Here is a 26,598-nt window from a genome sequence, read left to right on the forward strand (position 1 = left end):
CTTCTTCATGCCTTCCCCCGCCTGATCGATGTCCGTTCCATCAATACCGGGGAGAAACGAAATACGCGCGGACCGTCGGTTTTTTTCGCTTTCATTTGGTCAAATACTCGCTCCGCCGCTTTTTTTCCCATCGCAAACGTTGGCTGGGCGATCGTCGTCAACGCCGGTGTATAAATATCGGCAAACGGCACATCGTCAATATTGATGATCGCCAGTTCATCCGGCATGCGGATGCCCGTCTCCTTCACAAACCGCAAAACGCCCATTAACGTCAAGTCGTTAATCGCAAACAAGGCATTGGGCCGCTTCGGTTCGGCAAGTCGTTGTTTCAACACTTCCGGCAGCGCGGCAGGTTCAGCGGCGATGACGTTTTGATCGCCGACTTCAAATCCCCTTTTCTCCATGGCCGCCCGAAACCCTTCAAATCGCTCCATCCGCGGCACGTTGTAAGGAACAAGCGGCGGGGTGACAATGGCAATCCGCTCGTAGCCATAGGAAGCGAAATACTGAACCGCCATTTCCGCTGCACCTGCATTATCAAGCAGCACGCTGTCCGCCCCCACCCCCGGCACCATCCGGTCGACAAACACAAGCGGAAAGCGCTCCTCCACAAGGCGGCGGTAGACCTCTTCATTTTTCCCTGTCGGAAACACGATCATCCCGTCCACTTGCTTCGCCAGCAGCGTCTCGATGTATGTTTTTTCTTTGTCCGGATCATCGCCGGAGTTGCAGACAATGACTTGAAACCCGCGCTTTTGGCATTCCTCTTCAATGGCGTGCAGCACTTGCGTTGTCATCATATGAAGCATGTTGAACACAATCACGCCAATGGTCGCTGTCGTCTTTTGCTTCAAACTGCGGGCGATGACGTTCGGCTGATACCCAAGCTCTTCAATCGCCTCAGCGATGCGTTTTCTCGTCTCCTCGCTCATATACTCATAGCGCTTATTTAAGTATTGTGACACCGTACTTTTCGAAACGTTGGCCAATTTCGCGACATCGGCCATCGTTACTTTTTTCAACTGGGATCCCTCTCTCGCACTAAATCGATTTAGTTCAAAAGCGTTTTCATAAACCGGTTTAGCTTTATTATAAACCAAGCGAAAGCGGTTTACAATAGTTTTTGATTGAAATCCTAAAGCGGCAGAGAAAGTTCGAAAATCCAACGTTCTTCTTCTTTTCGCACCTTTTGAATCAAAACGTCTGGTCAATCGATGAGTTCTTTGATAAACGGAGAATACATGCGAATGTTCCTCCAATGGCTTGGTCACCTTTACCATACAGGAACATTCGCATTTTTTGTACCCTCTATTTTTCCTATGCATACCTATCTTAAAATCTCAAGTACAACTTGTGGTGAAGAGCCAAAAAATTTATAATGAAAATGGTGAGTACGTAGGGACTCTTGGTATTGAGCCTGTGCTATCAGCAGGATCAAATGATAATATTATGTCAGCTTTAGCTTCATATAAAGTCGGCACAGGGAATAGTACTTGGAAGATTTATTGGTACTCTGGAACTGTCAATTATCATTTTTATGTGGATATTAATATTGGTAGTACTGGGTTAGCCACAATAACACGAGCTTATAATGGATGGTATTTTATAACTCCTCCTTACACCGTTAAAAAAGATTGGATCTCTATTCTTAGAAAAACAGAAACATATACTTTACCAGCCGAAGCTAGATATCATCTAACCCTTAATAGCATTTGGGGTGGAGAATGGACTATTTATTTATATGCTCGTGTGAAGGATCAAACATTGTATACCGGTACCAATTAACAAAAAGGAGAATGGGACATGCTGACCACCATTACGTCTATTTTAGGCTACCTTTTTATAGGTGTCGTTATTTTAGCTGTTTTTATGGTTTTTAAATTCGTGAGAAAACGGTAAAAAATTAGAAGACTGATAATAAAAGAAAAACGCCGTTCATAAATCGAAAAAGTTCCCAAAACACGGCGTTTCCAAAAACCTCCCCTAGGAACGAAACGTCCGAAGGCTCTAACAAGACGGCCGCCGCCCTTTATGAGGGATTTGACGCCATTGCGGGCGGCGACGTTCGCTCTAGCCAGGGGGCATCCGACTTACTGCTTCACCTTTTCAATCGTCTCGACCGGCAGCCCGGTCAGTTCGTGGATCGTGTCGACATCGTACCCTTTCGCCAGCATTCTCTTCACCACGTCGAGCTTCCCTTCCTCGATCCCTTGTTGGCGTCCTTGCTTCATCCCTTGCTTCATCCCTTGCTTTATCCCCATTTCGATTCCTGTTTGGATTCCCTTTTCCATCCCCCGCTGTTCGTATGAGACGATGAGCTCCATCACACGCTTCGCTTCCTTCGTTTCCATTTGGCTCACCTCGTTTCGCAGTTTCGCTTCCTCCTCTTCGGATAACCGCAAATACGTCTCGAAAAAACCGAACAACAGCCGCTGTTTCGCCTCATCGAGCTCGAGGCGGACGAGCATGCGCAAAAACTCCTTTTTCACTTCCACCTTTTCCTCTTCATTATACCCCATTTTGCTTAGCAAAGCGGCGGCGACGGGATTGTCTTGATGAATATACTGACGCCACGGCTGTTTGCGCAGCTCCACCGTTAAAAAGCGGAAGTCGAGAACGGTCAAAAACGGAAACTGCATGACCAATGAGGAAGGTTCATCGTATTGTTCGTCATAGCTGAAGATGGCAATCGGGAGAATGCGGCGGCGGTATTTTTGAAACAAGCGGCTGAAGTAGAGGAACATTCGCTCGGGGAAGGTCCGCTGGGTGTAGCTTTGATGCTCGACATGAACAATGACGAGCCCGTCTTCCCCTTTTACCTTTGTTTCGACCAACAAGTCGACACGGTGCTTCTCTCCGGCCGTCACATCGGTGAACAATTCTTCGGAGAGGAAAGAGAGATGGTGAACGTCAATGTGCTCGTACACGTGGGGAAAGAAAAGAAGCAAAAACTCCTCAAAAAATGTCGACAGCAACTCTTTGAACAACCGGTCATGATCGATTCGCTTCCTAGCCACGTTTTCCCTCCCTGCAATGTCGGATTCACCGTACTGTATTCGCTCTTCGCAGCCGAATTCCTCCTTATCCCTCCCATGTTTTTGGGCATGCGCCATGTCGCATTTGTCCTTTTCCTATGTCGAGCGGTAAAACAAGCTGAACTCAGCGGTGGTTCAGCTGTGGCAGGAGACAGTTTCAGTTCCTCATGGGCACGATAAAAAACCTGGCCCGGCTTGTCGGAGATGACCGTTGTAAACGGTTTCAGTTCCTCATGGGCACGATAAAAAACCCAAACCATGCGCATAAAATCAAGCTTTTCTCTTTGGACTGTTTTTAGAATATAATGTTTAAAAATTCCGTTAATTCGGTCTGGCCGTGTTGGCTGTTAGGAGTTTGACGAGAAAAGACATTGTCGTCGATCCCCCGGGATTTTTGCATGATTGGGAGTCGACGACAGCTTGCCCCGTTTTCATCCGCCAATCGGAAACAGCAATCGTGCTGCATACACAACGCCGGTAACGGTAATGGCACTCAACAAGGTCGACACCAGCACCGCCTGGGCAGCATAGTCTGGGTGGCAGTCATACTCGAGTGCATACAGCGCTGTATTGCGCGAGCACGGATAGGAACTGGCAATGAGCAATGCCTGAGCCGTCACTCCATCAATTCCTAATAGAAAGATCAAAGACGCAGCCAACAGCGGCGACAAAATCAAGCGCCCGAACACACTCACATACACAAGCGGCGGCAAGGCAGTAAAACGGGCGTAGGCGATTTGCGCTCCCAACGTAAAGAGAGCGATGGCTAAAAACGCATCGGCAACCCGCTGAAGCGGCGTCCATAAAAATGATGGGATTGGGACGTGAAGCCATCGGCAGACCAAACCGAGGAACAGCGCGTGAAGAACGGGATTTTTCCATATCTCCGCAGTCCATTTCTCTTTTTTTCCATTCCCGGATACAAACTGGTATACCCCATATGTATTCGTCAAGAAATTTTGAAAGATCGTCACCATAATTTGAATCGTCGCCCCGAGCGGATGTTGATGAAATACAAGCTGACTGACCGGGATGCCGAAATTACCTGAGTTGTTCAACACAATAGTGTTTTGAAATACGGCTGACAAACTCCGTTCCAATTTGAATAACTTGGCCATCATCATACTCAAAACGATAAGTCCACTGTTTTGCAACAAGAGAAATCCTAAGATGGCCGCCAACACCTTTCCATTCAACTCACTGTCATACACGTTGATGAATGCGACTGCCGGCAGCAGGACGTACATGTTCAATTTGGATAACGTATTGAGGTCAAGATGAAAGAAGCGGTGAAGCCCTGCCCCCAAGCCGACAATCAACAACATCGGAACCATCACTTGCAATAAAATGCCGCTAAAAACAGCCAAGACGCTCTCCTCTCTTTCTTTATCCATATAATGGATGTTTCATTTTTGAAAATCCATATCTACATTTTCTTCTTGTAAACTCGTTCCGGCCGCCCAACGGATCCATAGGTAATATCAGCTGTCACTTGATCAATCGAGACAAGATACTCCAAATAACGACGAGCCGTCGTTCGGCTGGTTCCGATTTGCCGCCCCACTTCTTCAGCGGTGATGCCTTCCGGGCACTGTCTCACAACCGCCAACACTTTTTCTAAGGTCAATGGCTGAATGCTTTTAGGCAACATGGGCTGGTCCTTAACGGACACTTCTCTTCCAATTAATGCATCAACATCTTCTTGGCCAATCCACTCTTTCTCTTTCACCCACCGTTGCATTTTGTCATAATACTCCTTGTATCGATTTAACGTTTCCACAAAACGGTCAAACATAATCGGCTTGATGATGTAATCAAACACTCCGCCATGCAGCGCTTGTTTCAGTACATCTACTTCCCGGGCTGCGGTAATCATAATGATATCAATATCCGAAAAATGTTCACGAACCCATTTCAAAAACGAAAGGCCGTTCATATCGGGAAAATAGACGTCAAGCAACAACACGTCTGGCCGCAACACCTCCGTCAATTCCCTTGCCTCTTCAGCGTTCGTGGCGATGCCGACCACTTCATAACCGTTCACTTTCTCAACAAAGCGCCGATTGATTTCCGCAATGCGACGGTCGTCTTCAATAATCAGTACACGAATCGGCAACATCGGTTCCCTCCTTCTAGCCTTGGCGGCACTGCCGACCGACATGGGCCGGTCGCTTTGGGATCATGATGGTAAATACCGTGCCTGCTCCTTGCTCAGATCGATACGTCATTTGCCCCCCAAGCATTGTCAACGCCCGGTTCACTAGATCAAGCCCATACCCCCGTCCTCGGGCAGCTTTCGTTGAAAAGCCGCGGTCGTAGATCCGTTCCGCTACAACTGGGTCAATGCCTAATCCGTTATCCTCGACCTCAATAATCAAATCATCGCCGAGGTCAGTCAAAAAAATGGCCACTCGTTTCTCTTCCTTTCCGTTATGAAGGACCGCTTCCATGGCATTATCTACTACATTTCCAATAATGGTTACCAGATGGTCCCGGTCCATCCATGGAGGCACATCGCGGAAACTGCTTTCCCGATCAATTTCAAACACAATTTTCAGCTCGTTTGCGCGATTGAACTTGCCGATCAGCAGCCCGCCAATGATCGGATCGGGAATTTCCTTCATCACAAACCGGACGATGTTTTGTTGCAAGTCGGTTTCTTTTGCAATCAGTTCAAGCGCTTCCTCATACGATTCCAGTTGAATAAGACCGGAGATCAAATACAGCTTGTTGGAAAATTCGTGTGTTTGCGCGCGCAAAGCATCGGCATAGCTTCGCAACTGTGACAGCTCTTTTGTCAGGCGATACAGTTCTGATTTATTGCGAAACGTCGACACCGCTCCGATCACGCCGCCCGTTTTATCTTTAATCGGGATGCGATTGGCAATAACCGTTTCTTCACCTAGCACCATTTCATCGTCAAATTCCGCCTGCCCCGTCCGAATGACTTCAGGCAGCCTCGAGTGGGGAATAAGCTGTAAGATCGGCATTCCTAGTACATCGCGTTCGTTCTCATACCCAAGCAGCTTCAACGCGGTTTGATTGACCATCGTAATCGTTCCCTCTTGATTGATGGCCACAATTCCTTCGCGAATCGCTTCTAAAATCGCCTGCTTTTCTTGGTAGAGCAAACCGATTTCTTCCGGTTCAAGACCATGAATCGATTTTTTCACCGTGCTGGCGATCGCCATTGCACCCACCGCTCCGAGAAAGAGGGCAAAAACGGAGAAGAGAAACATCTTCATACGATACGACCATACTGTACGCTGAATATCCTCTAGCAAAAAACCAACCGAAACAATGCCGATCACATGTCCGTTTTCATCAAAAATCGGCGCTTTTCCGCGAATCGCCGGGCCAAGCGAACCGACCGCCTCGGAAATAATCGCTTTGCCTTTCAGCACTTCGCCGTTGTCGCCCCCTACCATATGCTTTCCAATCCGATCTGGCAGTGGGTGAGCGTAGCGGATTCCCTCATGGTTGCCAATCACTACATATTCCGCCCCTGTCTTTCGGCGAATATGTTCGGCAAACGGCTGCAAGCGCACTGACGGATTCGGGTCGCGGAACGCCTCGCGCACGAGCGGAGTGGACGCGACGGTTTCCGCCACATTCAGCGCTCGCATGCCGATTTGTTGTTTGAGCGTCGTCGCAAACATATGCTGAAACAAAAACGTTAAAACCACGATCACCAGCAGCAACAATGAACAAATAATGACCATTAACCGTGTCTGAAGCTTCATAGGGCTCGCTCCCCAAACAGAAAATAAAGAAAGACAGTCCGCCTGTTAGGCGGAACGTCTTTCTTTCTATTATTACATATCTTCGTTGATGACGACCGATTTTCCTCTTAATTTCACGACAAACGGCACGGCAATCCATAAAAAGGCAATGACCAACAAGACGAGCGAAATCGGCTTTTCAAAGAAAACGAGATAGTCCCCGTTTGATGCCGTCAACGCCCGGCGCATATTGTTTTCGATCATCGGCCCCAACACAAGCCCTAGTACAAGAGGCGCAAGCGGATAGTCGTGTTCCGCAAGCCAATAGCCGAGCAAGCCAAATGCCAACAGCAGGAACACATCAAACGTCGTCACTTGCACCGCATACACCCCGAACACGGAAATGGCAATAATGAGCGGCAACAAATACTTCGTCGGCGTTTGGATGATTTTCGCAAATATTTTCACAAGCGGCATGTTGAGAATTAACAACATCACATTTCCAATGAACATGCTCGCAATCAATCCCCAGGCGACGGCCGGATGCTCGTCAAACAAAAGCGGCCCGGGCTGGACGTTGTACATAATGAGCGCTCCCATCAAAATAGCCGTCGTTCCCGATCCCGGGATGCCCAGCGTTAAAAGCGGGATCATCGCGCCTCCAGACGCGCCGTTGTTCGCCGACTCGGGCGCCGCGACGCCGGCGATCGTTCCTTGCCCGAACTTTTCTGGATGTTTGCTGATTTTCTTTTCAAGAATATAGGAGAAAAACGAGGCCAACGTCGCACCGGCCCCCGGCAGCACGCCGATGAAAAACCCGAGCAGCGACCCGCGGGCGATCGGTCCGGCGCTTTCCCTCAAGTCCGCTTTCGTCGGCAACACGCGGCCAATTTTCGCGATTTCCCCGCTGTTCATTTCATTATGGAGAATGGACTTGAATACTTCCCCCAACGCAAACAATCCGACCGCTACGGTTAAAAACTCAAGCCCCCCATACAAATAGGAAATATTGTACGTGAAGCGTGCGACGCCAGAGACGTTGTCGAGCCCGATCGTGGAAAGCAACAAGCCGAACACCGTCATGATCCACGCTTTCGTCATCGATTTGCCGGCAAGGCCGCTCACCGCGGCGAGCCCCAGCAGCATAAGCGAAAAGTATTCCGCCGGGCCAAACTTGAGCGCCACATTGGAAAGTGGTTCTGCCAGCAGCACAAGCCCAATCAAAGCCACAATCCCCGCCACAAACGAACCGATCGCCGCAATCGCAAGCGCCGCTCCGGCCCGACCTTGCCGCGCCATTTGGTAGCCGTCCAGCGTCGTGACAACAGACGATGATTCCCCGGGCGTGTTTAACAAAATTGACGTCGTCGAACCGCCGTACATCGCCCCGTAATAGACACCGGCCAACAAAATGATCGAACTGGCGGCCGCCTGCTCGGGACTCAAGCCCGATGTCATCGACGCCGTCACCGGAATGAGCAGCGCCACCCCGCTCATCGGCCCGATCCCAGGGAGCACCCCAACCGCCGTGCCGATCAGCACCCCGATAAAGGCAAACAGCAAGTTATGCGGCTGAAGCGCCGTCTGAAATCCATCAAGCAAAAACGATAGGGTGCTCATGATGCCCCTCCTTTCATTGGAACCAAATTGGCCAGCTTGGCAACGTTCCTTGCAGCAGCTTCACATAAAGGCCATATACGCCAAGCGAAAAGCCAGCCGCAATGGCGATCGACTTCCATAGCGCCCCTTTTTCCATCGTTTGAAAGCCGATCACAAGAAACAGAAACGTCGTGATCACATATCCAACCGTTTCAAGCAACGCCGCATAGAAAACAGCGGCAATGAAAATGATGAGAAATTTTTTATATTGCCGCGGCGGCTTCTCTCCCGCAGCGTCCGAATAACTTCTTGTCTCAAACAGCAGTTTGATGCTTAAGAAAACCAACACAAGTCCAAGCAAAAACGGAAACACGTTCGGCCCGACAGCACTGCCGTAAGCGCTTTTCGATAGGCGCAAGCTCTCGGCCATAAACAGCGCCCCGACGGCCAGAAATGCCGCCGCCGCGATACGGTCAGCCGTTTTGTTCATCGCTCTGCCTCCTGTTCTTTACGAAAAAGGGGAAGAATGTTCTTCCCCCCTCGTTTTATTTATGCATGCCAAGCGACTTCAGAAGGTCGCCGATTTGCTGCTCTTGCTCTTTCAAAAATTTCGTAAACTCTTCGGAATTGCGGTACTCTGCTTCCCAACCTTGCTTTTGCAGCTCTTCTTTCCATTTTTCATGCTCAGACAGCTTTTTCAATGTCTCTTCCCAAAACGCTTTTGCTTCCGAAGACATTTCCTTCGGCCCAAACACGCCGCGCCAAATCGTAAACTCGGCATCAAGGCCAAGCTCTTTCATCGTCGGCACGTCTTTCAGCACTCCGCCGAGGCGTTCCGGAGCGGAAACCGCCAACACCCGCACTTTGCCAGCTTTCAAATACTCCCCAACCGAAGACGCATCCGTCGCAATCACATCCGCATTGCCGCCAAGCAGCGCAGCCATTGCTTCCCCGCCGCCATCGTACGAAACATACTTGACTGATTTTGGATCGATGCCCGACTTATAGATCGGCAAAATCGCGACTAAATGATCCATCGAACCTGGCGCCGATCCCCCGGCTACCGTGACCGATTTCGGATCTTGTTTAATGGCATCAAGCAGTTGGGTCAACGACTGAAATTTGGAATCCGCTTTGACGACAATCGCGCCGAAGTCTTTTGTCAACTGGGCGAGCGGGGTCGTGTCTTTGTAGCCGAACGGGCTGTTCCCTTCTTTTTTCAGGTTGTTAATAATGATCGGCGGTGAATTGACGAACAGTTTATAATCGTTTTTCACATCTTGAGTGGCGTACTCGGCCATAAAGACCGCCCCGCCGCCGCCCGGTTTGTTTTCAACCGTCATGGTTTGTTTGACAAGCCCCGTCTCATCGAGCACTTTCGTAATCGCGCGGGCCGTTAAATCCCAGCCGCCGCCTGCCCCAGACGGAGCGACAATCGTAATCGGCTTCGTCGGATAGTTTGAGGCCGATGAGCCAGAGTTCGAACCGGACGATTTCGATCCTGATGCATCGTTGCCGCTGCAGGCTGCCAATGCCAGTGTCATCATCCCTGCGGCTAGCAACCCCCACCATCTTTTTTTCTTCATTCTCCCTTGCCCCCTTGTTTTTGATAACGTTTTCATCCATAACGTTACCATGCTGCTGTGTTAGTGTGAAGTTTTTGAAAATAAAATGAATTTTGTGCATTTTGTTCATGGAGGTATAATCAGACCTGATATCAAGCACCTAGCGGAACGCTGGAGTCTCAAAGCAAAAAAAAGACCGCCAGCCTTCAAAGCAGACGGTACATAAAACTTTGGTACAGTACATACTTTCTGACTTTCGTTCCTCATCTTTTATGTGACAGGACGATCATCCGTTTTTTACAATCTATCACTTACGAATCAATGATTTCATCTGCCTCTTTTGTCACCGCCAACCGTCCTCGTTAGATGGCCGCCTCTTGTGTTTAATTTCCCTGCTCTTCAAGCAATTCCCGAACATCTTGCTCTGGAAGATCCACCAACCGAGCAATATCTTCCACCTTCATTCCTTTGCGCGCCATGTTGCGGATCAGTTGTTTCATTCCTTGTTTCATTCCCTGTTTGATCCCTTGTTCAATCCCGCGTTTAACCCCTTCTTCCAACCCCTGTTTTCTTCCCCTTTGCTCATAGGAAATGATCAGCTCCAACATTTTCTCTTTTTCTGTCGTTTCCATCTCCTTCACCTCTCTTTGCAGTTGTTGCTCTTCCTCCTCCGACAGCTTCACATACGTTTCAAAAAAGCCCAACAAGAGCCGTTGCCTCGCTTCATCCAGCTCCAATCGCACCAACATGCGCAAAAACTCTTTTTTCAACACAATTTTCTCACTTTCAGTATACCCCATTTTGCCAAGGAGGGCAGCCGCGATCGGATTGTCATGCCGGATATAGTCTCTCCAATGTTTCTTGCGCAGCTCCACGGGGAAAAAGCGAAACTGCAGCACGTCGCCAAAGGGAAACTCGATTGAGAACACGGACGGTTCCTCGCGGAGGGTGTCATGGCTGAAGACAGCGATCGGAACGATGCGGGTGCGGTATTTTTCAAACAAACGGCTGAAATAGATAAACATGCGCTCTGGAAACGATGGTTGCACATAGCTTTGATTCTCCACATGAACGATGATCAGCCCATCCTCCCCTTTCAGCTTCGTCTCGACTAATAGATCGACGCGGTATTTTTCACCTGCCGTGACATCGGTAAACAGTTCTTCGGACAGAAAGGACAAATGGCTGAAATCAATGTGTTCGTGCATGTCGGGAAAAAAGAGGAGAAGAAACTCTTCGAAGAACGTTTGGATCAGTTCTTTAAACAACCGGTCGTGGTCAATAGCCATTCCATCACCCCTCTTTGAACGTGTTCAATTCTATCCATTCGCAAGCAGGGGGTGAAAATCCTGCATCGGGGACAGAAAAAGTTGTACCGTTACTGTATAGCGCTTCAGTCCCCACAGGTACGATAAAAACGTATTCCTGCACCACGTGATTGTTTCAATCCCTTATAGTTACGATAAAAACAAAATGATCCGGCTAACATTATTCAAGAAGTGAAAATGTTTCAATCCTCCATAGGTACGATAAAAACGGACAAGCGAGGAGTTGAAAGCATGCGCGACCCGTGTTTCAATCCCTCATAGGTACGATAAAAACCCAATTTTGCCTGGTCGTAGCGGCGGGCGTCAATGTTGGTTTCAATCCCTCATAGGTACGATAAAAACCGTTTCCGGCTGCGCGAGCTGGGGCGAGATGAAGCCGTTTCAATCCCTCATAGGTACGATAAAAACAAGAAATGCAACGGCATGGTATTGATGTCTCTATTGGTTTCAATCCCTCATAGGTACGATAAAAACTAATCTTGAACCAGTCCATAAAATAGTTGTCGATCTGTTTCAATCCCTCATAGGTACGATAAAAACATTTTGCCTGGTCGTAGCGGCGGGCGTCAATGTTGGTTTCAATCCCTCATAGGTACGATAAAAACCAGCGTTGGAGCGGTTTTGTCAATGTTCGACACCGCAGTTTCAATCCCTCATAGGTACGATAAAAACGCGGCAAATCTTCCTTAGCCCTTGCTTCGTCCGGTTGTTTCAATCCCTCATAGGTACGATAAAAACATGAGTGGAACGAGAGCCGCCGCAATAGCAGGGGAGTTTCAATCCCTCATAGGTACGATAAAAACCCGATCAAAATACATGAACAATTGGAAACATTTTATCAGTTTCAATCCCTCATAGGTACGATAAAAACTAGGGAGGATGATTCACTATGACACTTGTCGAAGCTCTGTTTCAATCCCTCATAGGTACGATAAAAACCACTCCCCTTATTGCCCGTCCGATCGTCTCGGGCGGGCGTTTCAATCCCTCATAGGTACGATAAAAACGTAGGGAGGTTAGAAAAAACAAGGATTGAAAATGACGTTTCAATCCCTCATAGGTACGATAAAAACATGCCGGATAGCGCCAACAAGACGTCCCGTGTCAAGTTTCAATCCCTCATAGGTACGATAAAAACGGTTTCGCAACTTGGGCGCCCTCAAACACTACCGAAGTTTCAATCCCTCATAGGTACGATAAAAACTGTAGAGCGCTATTATGCTGGAAATCCGCCACAACGGGTTTCAATCCCTCATAGGTACGATAAAAACAAGGTACAGGTCAGATTTTCCATCACTACAGCATGGTTTCAATCCCTCATAGGTACGATAAAAACGCAAGAGCCATCGCTGACGCTGTTTCTAAAACGATGTTTCAATCCCTCATAGGTACGATAAAAACACGGCTTCTTTCCAGCAAGCACTTTCAGGTTTTTCGTTTCAATCCCTCATAGGTACGATAAAAACAGTGTTTAGTTCTGATAGATGAAGCAGGTATTATGTTGTTTCAATCCCTCATAGGTACGATAAAAACGGAACGTTTTGCGATTTATGACAATGAGGGCTATGGGTAGTTTCAATCCCTCATAGGTACGATAAAAACCCGATCACGCACCAACTCGTAGTCACTTTTCCCAGTTTCAATCCCTCATAGGTACGATAAAAACTTTTTGCTGTGTTTGGTGTATTTGATGAGTTGCTCGTTTCAATCCCTCATAGGTACGATAAAAACGTATAGCGGCACAGCCTCCGGAAAATTAACTAAATGTTTCAATCCCTCATAGGTACGATAAAAACGCAGCTATACCAGGATATGTTCCCACTGAACTCGGCTGGTGTTTCAATCCCTCATAGGTACGATAAAAACTTAACGGCATGCGCTCCCACAGATACGGCTTCTCGTGTTTCAATCCCTCATAGGTACGATAAAAACGAGAGCTAGTGATTTTTACATGTTGCTGTTACAGTGTTTCAATCCCTCATAGGTACGATAAAAACGAATCCGGTGTATAGCATGATGATGCTATTTGGAGTTTCAATCCCTCATAGGTACGATAAAAACCGTGCACCAATCCTTGTGTGATCTCCTGTTGGATGGTAGTTTCAATCCCTCATAGGTACGATAAAAACGGTCTTGAGGCCGGCGACCGGTGATGCATGGTAGAAAAGTTTCAATCCCTCATAGGTACGATAAAAACGCGAAGCATCGCGCCTGAAATTAACGATGTGCTTAGTTTCAATCCCTCATAGGTACGATAAAAACCGAAGCCAAAGCGGTTGACAGCGAGGGCAACGAAAGCGTTTCAATCCCTCATAGGTACGATAAAAACTCGTTGCCTCCGATGAATTGAATGTTGTTGTAGTCGGTTTCAATCCCTCATAGGTACGATAAAAACTTCGCTCAATGCTAGCAGGGGCGACCCCCCAGCGTGTTTCAATCCCTCATAGGTACGATAAAAACCGGAACAATAGCACTGATCGGAACCCCCAGCAAATGTTTCAATCCCTCATAGGTACGATAAAAACCCCCAAACCATGCGCATAAAATCAAGCTTTTCCCCTTTTGGCTGTTTTCAGAATATCACGTTTCAAAAATTCTGTCAATACTGCTGAGCCGTGTTGGTTGTAGGATTTTGACGCAAAAAAACATTGTCGTCGATCCCCGGGGATTTTTGCACGATTGGAGGTCGACGACATTTGAAAGGCGGTCAGCTTTTGTTTTTCTCCATTCTCCCGTACTCTTCCTTCACCGCCGCTATGAGTGGATGGCCGCGATCAAGCCCCGCGTATTGCCAAAGCGCTTCTTCAACCCCACGTTGTTTGAGCGTTTGCTGGAGGGCGGCGGCTTCTGCATCGCTCGCATCATCAAAGCGCAACAGCGCGGCAATTCCTTTAACGAGCCCGAACGGCACCCTTTCGAATAAAGCATAATATTGCGTCGCCGGAGCGACGAGGCGGTCATTCGGCCCGAGCTTGCGGATCGGCGAGCGGGCGACGCGGATGATGTCGTCGGACAGCGACGGATTCATGAAACGCCCGATCGTCGTGTCGATATACGCACGGTGCTCGTTTGCATCCCAACCGTGCTTTTTCACTAAGACCGCTCCCGACTCGCTGAGCGCTTGCTCGACATTCCATCGAATATCTTCATCGTTCATCGCTTCCTGGACGGTTTCGTAGTTTCGCAGATACCCTAAGTAAGCGGCCAACGCATGGCCGGTGTTGACGGTAAATAGCTTTCGTTCAATATACGGCCCTAAGTCAGCGACAAAATGCGCCCCTTGAATCGGCGGAACAGCCCCGATGACGTTTCGCGCCTCAATCGCCCATTCGAAAAAGGGCTCAACCGTGACGGCGAGTGGATCATCATTCGTCTGATTCGGCACGATGCGGTCGACCGCGCAGTTGAGAAAGCCGACCGATTGATTCGCCAACCGTTGCTCGTCCGCGGAAAGATGCTCGAAAACGTGCGTTTTCAATGCCTCGGTGCCGGCGATCATGTTTTCACACGCGATGACGTGAAGCGGCTTTTGTTGGATGGCGAACCGCCGCTGGAGCCCTGCAGCAACAACGGGAGCGATCGCTGGCAAAATAGGCGGGCCGACGGCGGTTGTCACCAAATCAGCGTCTGCGATCGCCTCGATGACCGCTTCCCGCTCCGTTTGGCTGTTCAGGGCCGAAACGCCGCGCACCCATTGTTCTTCTTGCTGCTCGCCGGCGACAATGACGCGATACTCTCCCCGCTCTTTCAGCAAACGGACGATTTGTTCATTGACATCGACGAACACGACGTCATATCCCGACGCCGCCAGCAGACTGCCGATAAAGCCGCGGCCGATGTTGCCGGCGCCGAAGTGGACGGCCCGCATCAGCCGTTCACCTCATGGAGCAGCGCAAGAATTTCTTCTTCTGTTTTGGCGTTCGCCATCGCTTCTACATGATCCGCTTCCGCGCAAACAAGTGCGAGTTGAGAGAGGATGTCTAAATGTTCCCCATCTTTGCCGGCAATGCCGATCACGATCGTGGCCATGTTGCCGCCGCCAAAATCGACGCCGTCTGGAACTTGCACGATCGAAATGCCGGAATGTTTGACAAGCGCTTTTGCCGCTTCCGTTCCGTGCGGAATGGCGACGTTGTTGCCGATATACGTTGATGTCAGTTCTTCCCGTTCAAGCATCGCATCAACATATGCCGGGTCGACATATCCTTGCTTGACCAACACCTCGCCGGCGAGGCGGATCGCCTCTTCTTTCGTTTTTGGTTGCGCATTGAGCACAATGTTTTCTTTGTTTAAAATCGAATGAGCCAACATGATTTTCACTCCTTCGTTGATGTCCAATAATGATCAAAAAATTGTTCCAAATGACCGCTAATAAGCGAATACACTTCGTCTTCGCCGCCATAAGCCAACGTGGCTGCGCTTTGCTCGTCCTTTACGAGCAACGTGCTCACATGGCTTAATACTGAAAGCATCTCTTCATCCGCATCAGCAGGGCCGAGAAGCAACACGACTGTGTTGATCTCCATCGGCTCCCCGTCCATCCCCGCCACCGTTTGCGGCGAATCAAGTCGGTACATCGTCAGAGATGGACGAAGGACAGCGAAGCTTCGAGCGTGGTAAAGCGCCAGCGTCGTGCCAGGGACGCCAAGCCCGCCAAGCGACTCGCGGCGCCGCAGCTCCTCGATGACGACATCGGCATCGACAATGAAGCCGTTTCGTTCTAAGCGGCGGCAGGCATCAGCCAATAATTCGCGAACCGAACGATGCGTGACCGCCGCGAGCGAAAAACCGTCCAAAATGTGGACGATCGTCTCGCTGATGCGCCGAACCGCCTTCATGATGTCGAGCGCCGGTCGGTTTCGCTGTGCCGTCGGCTCTCTCTCCATCCGCTTTTCAGCGGCCGATTTTCGCTCTAAACACTCGCGAATCTTCCGCGCTTCCTCCTCGGTCAGCATCGGGCTGACGACGATATGCGGCCCATACTCCTCGGGAAGCGGCACGGTCGAGATGACGAGATCGTACGCGCTGACATCTTTTCCTCTCCATTCAAACGCGGAAGCTTGTTCCAGCGAAACAATGTCCGGAATCTCTTTTTTCAGCCTCGTCGCTAACATTTTCGCCGTCCCAAGCCCGCTCGAACAAATGACTAACACCCGCCAGCCTTTTTTCTCCCGCATGAGCGCGGCCGCAAAATGGAGCACCAAATAGCCAATCTCCTCATCCGGGACCGGAATGTCGCCAAACAGCTGCCGCGCCCCATCTGCGACAATGGCGAACAGCTCCGCATAGTCTTGTTTGATTTGATCAAGCAGCGGATTGGCGACCCCCATTCCGTGTTCGAGGCGATACAGAGCCGGCTTTAAATGGACGACAAGGTCTTCGTATAACGTACGGTCGGTGGATAAATCAACGCCGAGCTTATCACTGACAAAGCGGATGAGTTGTTGCGCCTTCATGCCGACGGCCAAGCTTGGCTCTTCCATCATTGCTCCTTGACGGCTGCGCCATTTCGCTCCCATCAAGTGCATCGTCATATAGCCGACTTCTTCGTTTGGAATGTCAATGCCAAAGGCCCTTTCTAACGATTCGGCGAGTACGCGAGCGATTTCGTACTCTTTTGTCGCTTGAAGCGCCTGCAAATCCCGCGGATCGAAGTGGATCGCTTCTCCCTGCTTGATGCGCTCAATCGCTAGAGCCAAGTGAACGACAAAGGCGATGTACGAGCTATCGGCCATTGTAAACGGAAGCTTTTCTTTCACCCGCTCGATTTGCTGCTCAATGATGGAGAGCTTTTTTCTGTCCACAAGCCCGAGCAGCTTCTCCGCCACGGTGTCAAGCGGAGCATCAGCCCGTTTTTGGATCGTCTCTTTCATCAATGCCAAAAATTCGTGTTCATCAACATGGCGGAACAACAAGTCGCTCATCAAGCGCCGTTTCGCTGATTCCGAACCGGCAAGCTCGACCCCATATCCGCGCTTGCGGATGAGCGAAAGCCCGTACGCTTCTACCGTTTGTTCCACTTTATCCAAATCAAGGCTGACCGTCGCCACCGTCACATTCAAATCGGTCGCCAGTGAGACGAGTTTCACTGGCTCGTTGGCTTCCAACAGCGCAATGAAAATCATGAGCTGCCGCTCTTCGGGGGTGTATTCATGATGAGAAAGGCGAAACAGCTCTGCGGCCAACGCCTGCTTGTTTTCCTCTTCTCCAACGAGCCGAATGCCAATTCCCGCTTTTTTCGCCAGCCCGAGCCCGTAGCGGCGCAACACCGATTCAATCCCTTGCAAATCCCGGTGGACGGTGCGGGCGCTGACATTCAGTTCCTCCGCCAATTCGCCGACTGTTATGTCCCTATCATCCGCCAACAACCGTTCAAGCAACTTCCGCTCCCGTGCCGATACGTACATCGCCGTTCACCTCCTATCTTGGAGTCGTATTGTTGACAGTTTTAAATTGGCAAATCGGTTCTTCCCTTCTTATTGTAAGGGCTTTTTTCTTGATTTGACAACGAATAGATGTTTCGTTTTCGTCATTGTTATTGTTGACATTTTTTAATTTTGCATTCATGTTCCCCCTTTCGGCGCCGAAAGAGGTCTGTACCCGCTGGACTGGGGAGTTCATCTGAAACAGTGGACAACTGCAAAGCAAAACGCAGGGGAACGCCCCTCCCCCGCGTCTCATGCCGATTTACACGTTCTTTTTCAATTGCTCGATCAATTCATCGTATTTCGGGCTGTTTAAGAAGTTTTCGACCGATACATGGTACGCATTTGGCAACTTCGCCTTCGCCCGGTCGGTCAAGTTTTGATGGGTGACGACGATGTCGGCGTCGGCCGGAAGCTGGTTGATCGCTGTATTCGTCACTTCGATATCGAGCCCGGCCTTTTGTACTTTGTTGCGCAAAATCGATGCTCCCATCGCGCTCGAGCCCATTCCCGCATCACACGCGAACACAATTTTCTTCACGCGGCCAGGAACCGCTTGGGCCACAGCTGCCGAAGCGGCTTCTTTCTGTTGCAACGCGGCAGCCACTTGGCTCTTTTTTCCTTTCAGCTGTTCCATTTTTTCCGTTGCTTTCGTCAACTCTTCTTCCTCTTCGGATTGTTTCGCCGCTTTTAAGAAAATCGAAGCGACGAGGAACGACACCGCTGCGGCGACGAACACGCCGGCTAGCACGCCGAAGTAATTCCCTTTCGGCGTCATCGCGAGCAAAGCGAAAATGCTTCCCGGCGACGGCACTGCCACCAGCCCGGCGTTGAGGATGGTAAACGTGAACACGCCGCTCACGCCGCCCGCTATGGCTGCCAAAATCAAAATCGGTCGCATGAGAATGTACGGGAAGTAAATTTCATGAATCCCGCCAAGGAAGTGGATCATGACCGCCCCCGGCGCCGATTGTTTCGCCATCCCCTTGCCAAACAGCCAATACGCCAGCAAAATCCCCAACCCTGGACCAGGGTTCGTTTCCAGCAAGAACAAAATCGATTTCCCGGTTTTCGCCGCTTGTTCGACGCCAAGCGGGCTTAAAATTCCATGGTTGATCGCATTGTTCAAGAACAGCACTTTCCCCGGCTCGATGAACAAGTTCGCCAGCGGCAACAAGTGCCAATCAATGATTTTTTCCACTCCTGCCGCTAACGTTTTACTGATCACAGAAATGACCGGACCGACTCCTTTAAAGGCGAGCAGCGTCAACACGCCGCCGACGATCCCGGCCGAAAAGTTGTTGACAAGCATCTCAAATCCTTGCTTGACTTTCCCTTGGAACAATCCATCCACTTTTTTGATCGCATAACCGCCAAGCGGCCCCATGATCATCGCGCCTAAAAACATCGGGATTTCCGAACCAACGATGACCCCCATCGTCGCCGTCGCCCCGACGACGCCGCCGCGGACGTCGTACACCATTTTGCCGCCCGTATAGCCAATCAACAGCGGCAGCAAATACGTAATCATCGGCCCGACGAGCTTCGCAAACGCCTCATTCGGCAACCAGCCGGTCGGGATAAATAGGGCGGTAATCAACCCCAGGCGATAAACGCCCCGATATTCGGCATAATCATGCCGCTCAAATACCCGCCAAACCGCTGAATCTTCACACGGAATCCTGTTTCATTTCCGGTTGTATGCGTCATAAAGCTGTTCCTCCTTTTCTTGTTTGACTGTACCTTTACCCGTGGTGCTAGATAAAACTCAGACAAGCATAAAAATAGCCCTTGCTGGCGGATCTCCAGTAGAATGAAAGTATCACCCAACATTCGAAAGGAGAGATCCCCCATGCAAGAGCACTTTCATTTTACTACAGATCCAGCCAAACTTCAAAAACAATATGCCGCTATTTTCTGTTTTGTTTCTGCTCAACTGTCGTTGATTCAAATGTATCTTCATCGCCGCAACCGTCACTTGGTCAAGCAAAAAGACGAAGTGGTCATGGCGGTTCACCTTTTGGGGAAGCTGCTGGGCTTTTCTTCTGAACGAGCCTGGCATCGCTTTGTCACGGGAAATTTGTTCACAAACGGCTCGTTTCTTGAACGCTCCCGATACAACCGCCGCTGCCGAGCGCTTGGCTTCGCGGTCAAATGGATTCGTCATGAACTAGCCAAACGTGGCCAACACCATGCTTATGCCGTTGTTGACAGTTTGCCTCTTCCGTTGTGCCATCCCGCGAGAATGCAGCGCGTCAAGCGATTTCGAGGGATCGCGGATATGGGGTATTGTGCTTCCAAAAAGCAATGGTACTACGGTTTCAAGCTGCATCTTCAAGTGACCAATCAAGGGCTGGCCATGGGCTATGTCGTGACGGAAGCGTCCTGCCACGACGTCAAAGCGGCTGAAACGGTGATGACTCAAATCCCTCATCCCTACAACTTTGGAGACAAAGGGTGCATCAGCCGCGCTCTTCGAGAAAAGCTGTATGAAGAACACCAAGCCGCGTTCTGGACACCGTCTCGACACAATCAAAAGCACGGCCCATCCAAGGCATGGGAAGAATGGATCAGGAAAAAACGCAAAGTCATCGAGACGGTGTTTTCGATTCTCGTGGACCAATACCGGATCACCGACATTCGGGCGAATTCCATTGCCGGGTTTGAAGTGGCACTCGATGGCATCTTGGTGGCTTATTCCCTGGTCACACTAGGGCTGGTTGAGCGCTGACGCTCAACTAGCACCACGGGTTACCTTTATCTTAAAACGCTTACAACCGGCCTTCAATGATAAGTAAACGCGATTTTGTCAAGGGGGTTGTTGACAGGTTTTAAAAAGGAAAAGCCCCGCGCGGCGGGCGGGGTTACGGCGTTTCTTCTGCCAATGACAACGCCTCTCGATAGAGACGTTGGGAGAGATAAAATCCATTTTCAAGCAAAGTGTCTAACAGCGGCTTGACTTCCACTATTTTCCTGTTTTTCTTCCCCAGAATCAAAACTCCAATTGTACCGATAGGCCTTAAAAAGAATTGTTTCGACAATGATCTGGCAACATGCTCATCCATCACAACGACTTGAGCACCAAGTTCTTTCGCTCCAATAATAACTTCTAACTCCCCGGCATGGAATTTTCCATATAAACTTTCAACAAGGCTGCGATTTTTTACATGGTATAGCCTAAACACCCCCTCGCTGACCAATCGTTTTAGCTCCTCTTTTCCATAATGGCGTGGGGCATGGTTATGAACAATTTCTTGATAGACAGCTTCCGGAACATATACTTCATCAAATAGTTCAGACAAAAGAGTCAATTGACCAACGATCGACAGACCTATAATCGGTGTAGAATTGACCGTAACCCTACTCATTGTGATCCCTATTTTCTTTGCTCAATTTTTGCACCGTGTCCCAATCATCTTTGATGTGTTCCTCCGTATATTCCATCCAAGGAATTGCCTTCGAACGCAATACATCGATAAATTCCCCTAAGGATTTTCCTGCCAATTCAGCCGCCTTCGCCAGCGTCACCTGTTTTCCAACAAACAAACCAATCGCCAATGAAAGCTTTATTTTTGCCTCAACTGTGTTGCCTTCCAATTCATTAATGGCGGGCAAAAACTCTTTCGGCAAGTTCACCTGAAAGTAGTCCATGGCCATTGAACTCACACCCTTTTTTATTTTATTCTATCACACTTCGCGCCTTTTGGATGCTGTCACGGAACGAATAGCATTTCCAAATTTTTTACTACACGCTCAACACGACGGAAATGAAACCGACTCAATTGAACACTCCCCACCCGCGCTCACGTAGAGAAGTAGGGGATTCTCGGGAACACCCTAACCTACGGTAAGCTGTCAGCTAAGCCATCCCTGTGCATCCCACCGTTGAGCTTCCTCAAAAAGATCGCAATCGAAGCCCTTCCTTTGTTCTTTTGGTGCAAGGGGAAGATCGTTGGTGGAAGACGCCGGTTCATCCCCCACTTACGCTCATGCTTGGAAGTTGAGGCCTTCTCGGTTCGAGGTGATAAAAAAGGGGACTGACCCAAAAGGGTAATTTTCCTTAACAAAACACAACATATTGTCTATATACGGTAATAAGAAAGGGTGTCCCGATCCTTTTGGGACACCCTCTTACAGTCTATTTTACTAATATCTCGCCGTCACCATTTTCTTTCTCGTGTAAAATTCGACGCCGTCGCGGCCGTTGGCATGGAGGTCGCCGTAAAACGAGTTTTTGTAGCCCGAGAATGGGAAAAACGCCATCGGCGCTGGGACGGCGACGTTGACACCTAGCATGCCGGCGTCGATTTCTTCGCGGAACTGGCGGATCGCTTTGGCGCTGTCCGTGTAGATGCAGGCGCCGTTGGCGAATTCCGACCGGTTGGCAATCTCAATCGCTTCGTCCAAATCGCGAGCGCGGACGACCGACAAGACCGGGGCGAAAATTTCGTCCGTCCAGATCGTCATGCCCGGTTTGACATGGTCGAAAATCGTCGGGCCGATGAAATACCCTTTCCCACTTGTCGCCGAGTCGCGGCGGCCGTCGCGGACAAGGAGCGCCCCCTCTTTTTCGCCGATTTCGATGTATTTGATCGTCCGTTCTTTATGCGACTCGCGAATGACCGGGCCTAAAAAGACGCCTTGGTCGAGCCCGTTGCCGATTTGGATGCGGTCGGCGGCTTCTTTGAGCCGTTTCACTAACTCATCAGCGATATCGCCGACAGCAACAACGACCGAGCATGCCATGCACCGCTCGCCCGCCGAACCGAACGCGGCGTTGATGATGTTCGTCACCGCCATATCGAGGTCGGCGTCCGGCATGACAATCGAATGGTTTTTCGCACCAGCGAGCGCCTGCACCCGCTTGCCGTGGGCGGCCGCTGTTTTGTACACATACTCGGCGACCGGCTGCGAGCCGACAAACGAAACAGCTTTAATATCTTTGTGCTCTAAAATGCCGCCCACCACCTCGTGCGCCCCATGAACGATATTGAGCACTCCCGGCGGCAGGCCGGCTTCGGTGAACAGTTCAGCTAAGCGGTTGGCCAGCATGGGCGTCCGCTCCGATGGCTTCAACACAAACGTGTTGCCGCAGGCGATCGCGAGCGGGAACATCCAGCACGGCACCATCATCGGGAAGTTAAACGGTGTAATCCCGGCGACGACACCGAGCGGGTAGCGATACATGCCCGATTCGATGCCGGTCGCGATATCCGGCAGCTGCTGGCCCATCATGAGCGTCGGGATGCCGGCGGCAAACTCAACGCATTCAATGCCGCGCTGCACTTCACCGTAGGCGTCCTCATAGACTTTGCCATTTTCTAGCGTCACAAGGCGGGCAAGCTCTTCCCAATGTTCAACAAGGAGCTGCTGGTAGCGAAACAAAATGTGGGCACGGCGCGGAACCGGGACTTTGCGCCATTCGCGGAACGCTTCTTTCGCGGCCGCCACTGCCGCATCAAGCTCCTCGCGCGAGGAAAGCGGCACTTTCATCAATACTTCCCCAGTGGCCGGGTTCGGCACGATTTCTTCTTTTCCGGATGTGGACGTGACCCATTGGCCGCCGATAAAATTTTTCAATGTTTTCGTTTCGGTCACGGAACTCATGGATGAAACCACCTTTCTAGTCGATCTTTCAAAAGATTGGTTCATGAATTCATACAAGAGCTGTGGATGATCGGCGAGCGCTTCCTTTCGCGGAAACGGCCGGCGGGCTGAACGCTTCCAAAAAGCGGCGTTCTTTGCTATCCGTTTGCTGCTGGTCGCTGTCATGCGTCCTGCAATCGCCATCCCAGCCGCCGGACTCATTTACGAACTTACGGTTTTGGTGTCGTACTGATAGTCGTAACAATAATGGTACAATGCCACAATTTCCTCATGCGTCGGCACTTTCGGGTTGTTGGCGGGGCTGCCGCTTGCGAGCGCGTCAGCCGCCATTTTGTCCACCGCCTTGTCAAACGCCGCTTTGTCAATGCCCCACGTTTTCATATTCGGAATGCGCAAATCGCGGCAAAGCTGTTTCACTTCCTCTACAAGCGCATCAGCCGCTTCCGCATCGGAAACGTCCTTGAGAGACGGCTTGATGATGCGGGCGATCACCGCCAATCGTTCGATGGCGCTGTCTTTTGTAAACTCGAGCACCCCCGGCAGCAACATCGCGTTCGATACGCCGTGGGGCACATGGAAGAGCGCGCCGATCGGCCGCGACATACCGTGCACAAGCGTCACCGAGGCGTTAGAGAACGCCATGCCGGCTTTCATGGCCGCGATCGCCATTTTTTCCCTCGCCTCAATGTCTTCCCCGTTTTCGTACGCCCGGCGCAGGTAACCGACGATCGCTTCAATGGCAGAGAGCGCCAACACATCGGTCACCGGATGGGTGCGCCGGGAAATGTACGCCTCGATCGCGTGGCAGAGGGCATCAACGCCCGTGGCCGCGGTGACGGACGGCGGGCACGAAACCGTGAGCAGCGGGTCGACGATCGCCACGGCTGGAAGGAGCGCCGGCTGGGAAATCATCATTTTGACGTCCGTCTTCGTATTGATAATGACCGTTACTTTCGTCACTTCCGAACCTGTTCCGGCTGTCGTCGGAATGGCAATGAGCGGCAGCGGTTTTTCGGTAAACCGTTTTTGATTGCCGACATAATCGCCAATCTCCCCTTCATTTGTCATCATAACGGCGACCGCCTTGGCGGCGTCGATGCTGCTGCCGCCGCCGATGCCGATGACGACATCGCACTTCTCGCTTTGGCAGACGTCAAGCGCTTCCTTCACATGGACATCCGTCGGCTCCGTGTCAACCCCTGTGTACTTGGCAAACGTCATCCCCACCTGTTGCAAGTATTGCTCGCAACGGGCGACAAGGCCGATTTTCTCCATCACCGGGTCGCTGACGATCAGCGCTTTCGTCCCGAGCGCTTTTGCCTGTGGGCCGACTTCGGCGAACGTATTGCGCCCATACACAACCCGGCTGGGCACCAACAATTCGTACATTGTTTCCCCTCCTTTTTGACAACGGTTTCATTTCCTTATGAAGCAAATTCCGTGCCAACATACACAAGACGCCATGATAAGGGGGCTGTTTCGAAACAAAAACGCGTTCACCGACAGTAATCAGACACTTTTCCTACAACACCAGACACTAATCCGACAGAGCAACAAAAAACAACGGCTTTGCCGCCGTTGCCTACAGTCCGTATTTTTTCAATTTCTCATATAACGTCGAGCGGTGAATGCCGAGCCTCCTTGCCGCTTCCGCCTTGTTGCCGCCCGCCGCCACCAGCGCCGCAGCGATGCGCTCACGTTCCGAATGATAGACCATTTCTTTCCACCGATCATCCATCTTCACACCACCGTTTGGCAAAGACGAGGCTGCCGGTTGAACGGTCGACAAGTAATACGGCAAGTGTTCGCGTTCGATCACATCTCCTTCGACCATGCTGATCAGCCATTCGACGACGTTGACCAGCTCGCGGACGTTCCCCGGCCATGAATAGTGGACAAGCACTTCCATGGCCTCTTTGGTAAACGACTTCAACGCGACGCCAAACTGTCGGCATATCCGTTCCATATGGTAAGCCAACAGCGCCGGAATATCCGTTTTCCGCTCACGGAGCGGCGGGAGATGAATGCGAATGATGTTCAGGCGGTAAAACAAATCTTCCCGGAACGTTCCTTCCCGCACCATGTCTTCAAGTGGCTTGTTCGTCGCGGCAATAATGCGCACGTCCACCTTGGTTTCGTATAGTCCGCCGACTTTTTCCACCTTCTTTTCTTCAAGGGCGCGCAAAATTTTCGCCTGCATGGCAAGCGGCATATCGCCGATTTCATCCAAAAACAGCGTCCCTCCATGGGCGAGCTGGAACTTGCCGGGCTTGCCCCCTTTTTTCGCACCGGTGAACGCCCCATCTTCATAGCCGAACAGTTCCGCTTCCAACAACGACTCAGGGATGGCGGCGCAATTCACGCTGACAAACGGTCCGTCCGCATGCGGCCCCGCTTCATGGATCGCCCGCGCCACCACCTCTTTCCCCGTTCCGCTTTCACCGGTAATGAGCACCGTCGACGGCACGCGCGCCGCCCGACGAATCATCTGCTTCACAGCGGCGATCGCCGGGTGGCGGCCAATGATCCGCTCGATTCCTTTCGGGGCGGAGGCGGCCGTCTCCTGTGGTTTCGCTTCTTTCTTCTCCTTCCGGCTTGCCTCACGCGACAGCTCCTGCAGGCGCCGGAAAATTTCATATACTTCCGATACCCCTTGGAAAATAAGCATCCCGATCGCCCCGATCACCTTGCCCTCCCGCCAAATCGGGATGCGGTGCACCACCATCGGCTGGCCGTAAATTTTTTGAATATATCCTCTTTCTGGAATGCCCGATTGAACACAAATGTGCAGACGGGTGTTTTCGATCACTTCCGTCACATGTTTTCCGATCGCTTCTTCCCGGCGAATGCCGAGAAACTGGCAATACGCCCGGTTGATTTCACGAACCACGCCGTCCTCATCGACGACAACCACCCCTTCGTACGCCGCATCCAACACGGTTTTCATCGTTTCCGCCAGACGGTGCGTTTCCTCCAACTCACGCCGCAGTCGCCCGAGCTCATTCGTTGCTTTGGAATCGCTTTCGGACATTGGCATTGCAACGCAGACGCCTTCCTGTTTCGTTTCCCACTTGTCGGAAAATGCCGTCAATACTTCCCCTATCGGCATGGAACGATCGAGCCCATCCGCCGCCGCCCGCAGCATCATCCGCCACGTGCACCGCCCCACCGTCCGGCCATGCTCATCGATCACGTTCACCGACTCAAGCCCACGAGCCGCCATCAGTTGCATGACTTCTTGCAACGCTTGGCGACAAACGACGGTTGGCAAAGCACTGCAATCACTCGCCATTCCCCATTCCCCTTTCGTTCTTCCC

Annotated in this window: 19 protein-coding genes, 1 pseudogene and 1 CRISPR repeat array; of the genes and pseudogenes, 2 read left to right on the plus strand and 18 right to left on the minus strand. The window is 50.8% G+C overall.

Annotated elements, in window-relative coordinates; translation table 11 throughout:
• Positions 1–5 precede the first annotated feature (5 nt).
• Entirely contained in the window at positions 6–1,022 is a 1,017-nt protein-coding gene (locus GYMC52_RS09720) for a LacI family DNA-binding transcriptional regulator (RefSeq protein ID WP_013523955.1), read from the minus strand.
• 334 nt (positions 1,023–1,356) lie between these two features.
• Here GYMC52_RS09720 and GYMC52_RS18685 point away from each other — a divergent pair, with 334 nt between their 5' ends.
• On the plus strand, positions 1,357–1,785 hold the full coding sequence (locus GYMC52_RS18685; RefSeq protein ID WP_230982689.1) for a DUF5626 family protein: 429 nt from the start codon (positions 1,357–1,359) through the stop codon (positions 1,783–1,785).
• Positions 1,786–2,090: 305 nt separating this feature from the next.
• Here GYMC52_RS18685 and GYMC52_RS09725 read toward each other — a convergent pair whose 3' ends face one another.
• The 12 genes and pseudogenes from GYMC52_RS09725 to GYMC52_RS09780 all read right to left on the minus strand — a co-directional run bounded on the left by GYMC52_RS09725 (position 2,091) and on the right by GYMC52_RS09780 (position 19,384).
• A complete protein-coding gene (locus tag GYMC52_RS09725) occupies positions 2,091–3,017 on the minus strand; it encodes an Rpn family recombination-promoting nuclease/putative transposase (protein ID WP_013523957.1) in 927 nt (308 codons plus the stop codon).
• A gap of 449 nt (positions 3,018–3,466) precedes the next feature.
• The gene (locus tag GYMC52_RS09730; RefSeq protein ID WP_013523958.1) at positions 3,467–4,402 is read right to left on the minus strand and encodes an AEC family transporter; all 936 of its coding nucleotides are present in this window, start codon (positions 4,400–4,402) and stop codon (positions 3,467–3,469) included.
• A 59-nt stretch (positions 4,403–4,461) separates the two neighbouring features.
• A complete protein-coding gene (locus GYMC52_RS09735; protein ID WP_013523959.1) occupies positions 4,462–5,154 on the minus strand; it encodes a response regulator in 693 nt (230 codons plus the stop codon).
• 13 nt (positions 5,155–5,167) lie between these two features.
• Positions 5,168–6,778, minus strand: a complete 1,611-nt coding sequence (locus GYMC52_RS09740; protein ID WP_013523960.1) for an ATP-binding protein — start codon at positions 6,776–6,778, stop codon at positions 5,168–5,170.
• Between the two features lie 72 nt (positions 6,779–6,850).
• Positions 6,851–8,377: a tripartite tricarboxylate transporter permease gene (locus GYMC52_RS09745; RefSeq protein ID WP_013523961.1), complete on the minus strand. Its 1,527-nt coding sequence runs from the start codon at positions 8,375–8,377 to the stop codon at positions 6,851–6,853.
• Between the two features lie 13 nt (positions 8,378–8,390).
• Positions 8,391–8,846, minus strand: a complete 456-nt coding sequence (locus GYMC52_RS09750) for a tripartite tricarboxylate transporter TctB family protein (protein ID WP_013145121.1) — start codon at positions 8,844–8,846, stop codon at positions 8,391–8,393.
• 55 nt (positions 8,847–8,901) lie between these two features.
• Positions 8,902–9,942: a Bug family tripartite tricarboxylate transporter substrate binding protein gene (locus GYMC52_RS09755; protein WP_013523962.1), complete on the minus strand. Its 1,041-nt coding sequence runs from the start codon at positions 9,940–9,942 to the stop codon at positions 8,902–8,904.
• A gap of 362 nt (positions 9,943–10,304) precedes the next feature.
• The gene (locus GYMC52_RS09760) at positions 10,305–11,210 is read right to left on the minus strand and encodes an Rpn family recombination-promoting nuclease/putative transposase (protein WP_013523963.1); all 906 of its coding nucleotides are present in this window, start codon (positions 11,208–11,210) and stop codon (positions 10,305–10,307) included.
• A 151-nt stretch (positions 11,211–11,361) separates the two neighbouring features.
• A CRISPR array of direct repeats spans positions 11,362–13,774; the repeat unit is 30 nt; unit sequence GTTTCAATCCCTCATAGGTACGATAAAAAC.
• A 182-nt stretch (positions 13,775–13,956) separates the two neighbouring features.
• A complete protein-coding gene (locus tag GYMC52_RS09765; protein WP_013523964.1) occupies positions 13,957–15,117 on the minus strand; it encodes a mannitol-1-phosphate 5-dehydrogenase in 1,161 nt (386 codons plus the stop codon).
• A complete protein-coding gene (locus tag GYMC52_RS09770) occupies positions 15,117–15,560 on the minus strand; it encodes a PTS sugar transporter subunit IIA (RefSeq protein ID WP_013523965.1) in 444 nt (147 codons plus the stop codon). The genes GYMC52_RS09765 and GYMC52_RS09770 overlap by 1 nt, the downstream gene beginning before the upstream one ends.
• 5 nt (positions 15,561–15,565) lie before the next feature.
• Positions 15,566–17,656: a BglG family transcription antiterminator gene (locus GYMC52_RS09775; protein ID WP_013523966.1), complete on the minus strand. Its 2,091-nt coding sequence runs from the start codon at positions 17,654–17,656 to the stop codon at positions 15,566–15,568.
• Between the two features lie 280 nt (positions 17,657–17,936).
• Positions 17,937–19,384 (minus strand): annotated as a pseudogene (locus tag GYMC52_RS09780) (PTS mannitol transporter subunit IICB).
• Between the two features lie 142 nt (positions 19,385–19,526).
• On the opposite strand from GYMC52_RS09780, the gene GYMC52_RS09785 reads away from it, so the two are divergent.
• A complete protein-coding gene (locus GYMC52_RS09785) occupies positions 19,527–20,405 on the plus strand; it encodes an IS982 family transposase (RefSeq protein WP_012820780.1) in 879 nt (292 codons plus the stop codon).
• Positions 20,406–20,538: 133 nt separating this feature from the next.
• Here GYMC52_RS09785 and GYMC52_RS09790 read toward each other — a convergent pair whose 3' ends face one another.
• From GYMC52_RS09790 to GYMC52_RS09815, 5 genes are all read right to left on the minus strand, one after another.
• Complete coding sequence (locus tag GYMC52_RS09790) at positions 20,539–21,042, minus strand: DUF3368 domain-containing protein (protein ID WP_013523967.1); 504 nt, start codon at positions 21,040–21,042, stop codon at positions 20,539–20,541.
• A complete protein-coding gene (locus GYMC52_RS09795) occupies positions 21,035–21,331 on the minus strand; it encodes a UPF0175 family protein (RefSeq protein WP_011231436.1) in 297 nt (98 codons plus the stop codon). The genes GYMC52_RS09790 and GYMC52_RS09795 overlap by 8 nt, the downstream gene beginning before the upstream one ends.
• Before the next feature lie 489 nt (positions 21,332–21,820).
• The gene (locus tag GYMC52_RS09805) at positions 21,821–23,281 is read right to left on the minus strand and encodes a CoA-acylating methylmalonate-semialdehyde dehydrogenase (RefSeq protein WP_013523969.1); all 1,461 of its coding nucleotides are present in this window, start codon (positions 23,279–23,281) and stop codon (positions 21,821–21,823) included.
• Between the two features lie 201 nt (positions 23,282–23,482).
• A complete protein-coding gene (locus tag GYMC52_RS09810) occupies positions 23,483–24,670 on the minus strand; it encodes an iron-containing alcohol dehydrogenase (protein WP_013523970.1) in 1,188 nt (395 codons plus the stop codon).
• A gap of 193 nt (positions 24,671–24,863) precedes the next feature.
• Complete coding sequence (locus tag GYMC52_RS09815) at positions 24,864–26,573, minus strand: sigma-54-dependent Fis family transcriptional regulator (protein ID WP_013523971.1); 1,710 nt, start codon at positions 26,571–26,573, stop codon at positions 24,864–24,866.
• Between the last annotated feature and the right edge of the window lie 25 nt (positions 26,574–26,598).

The organism is Geobacillus sp. Y412MC52, assembly GCF_000174795.2.
Lineage (GTDB): Bacteria > Bacillota > Bacilli > Bacillales > Anoxybacillaceae > Geobacillus > Geobacillus thermoleovorans.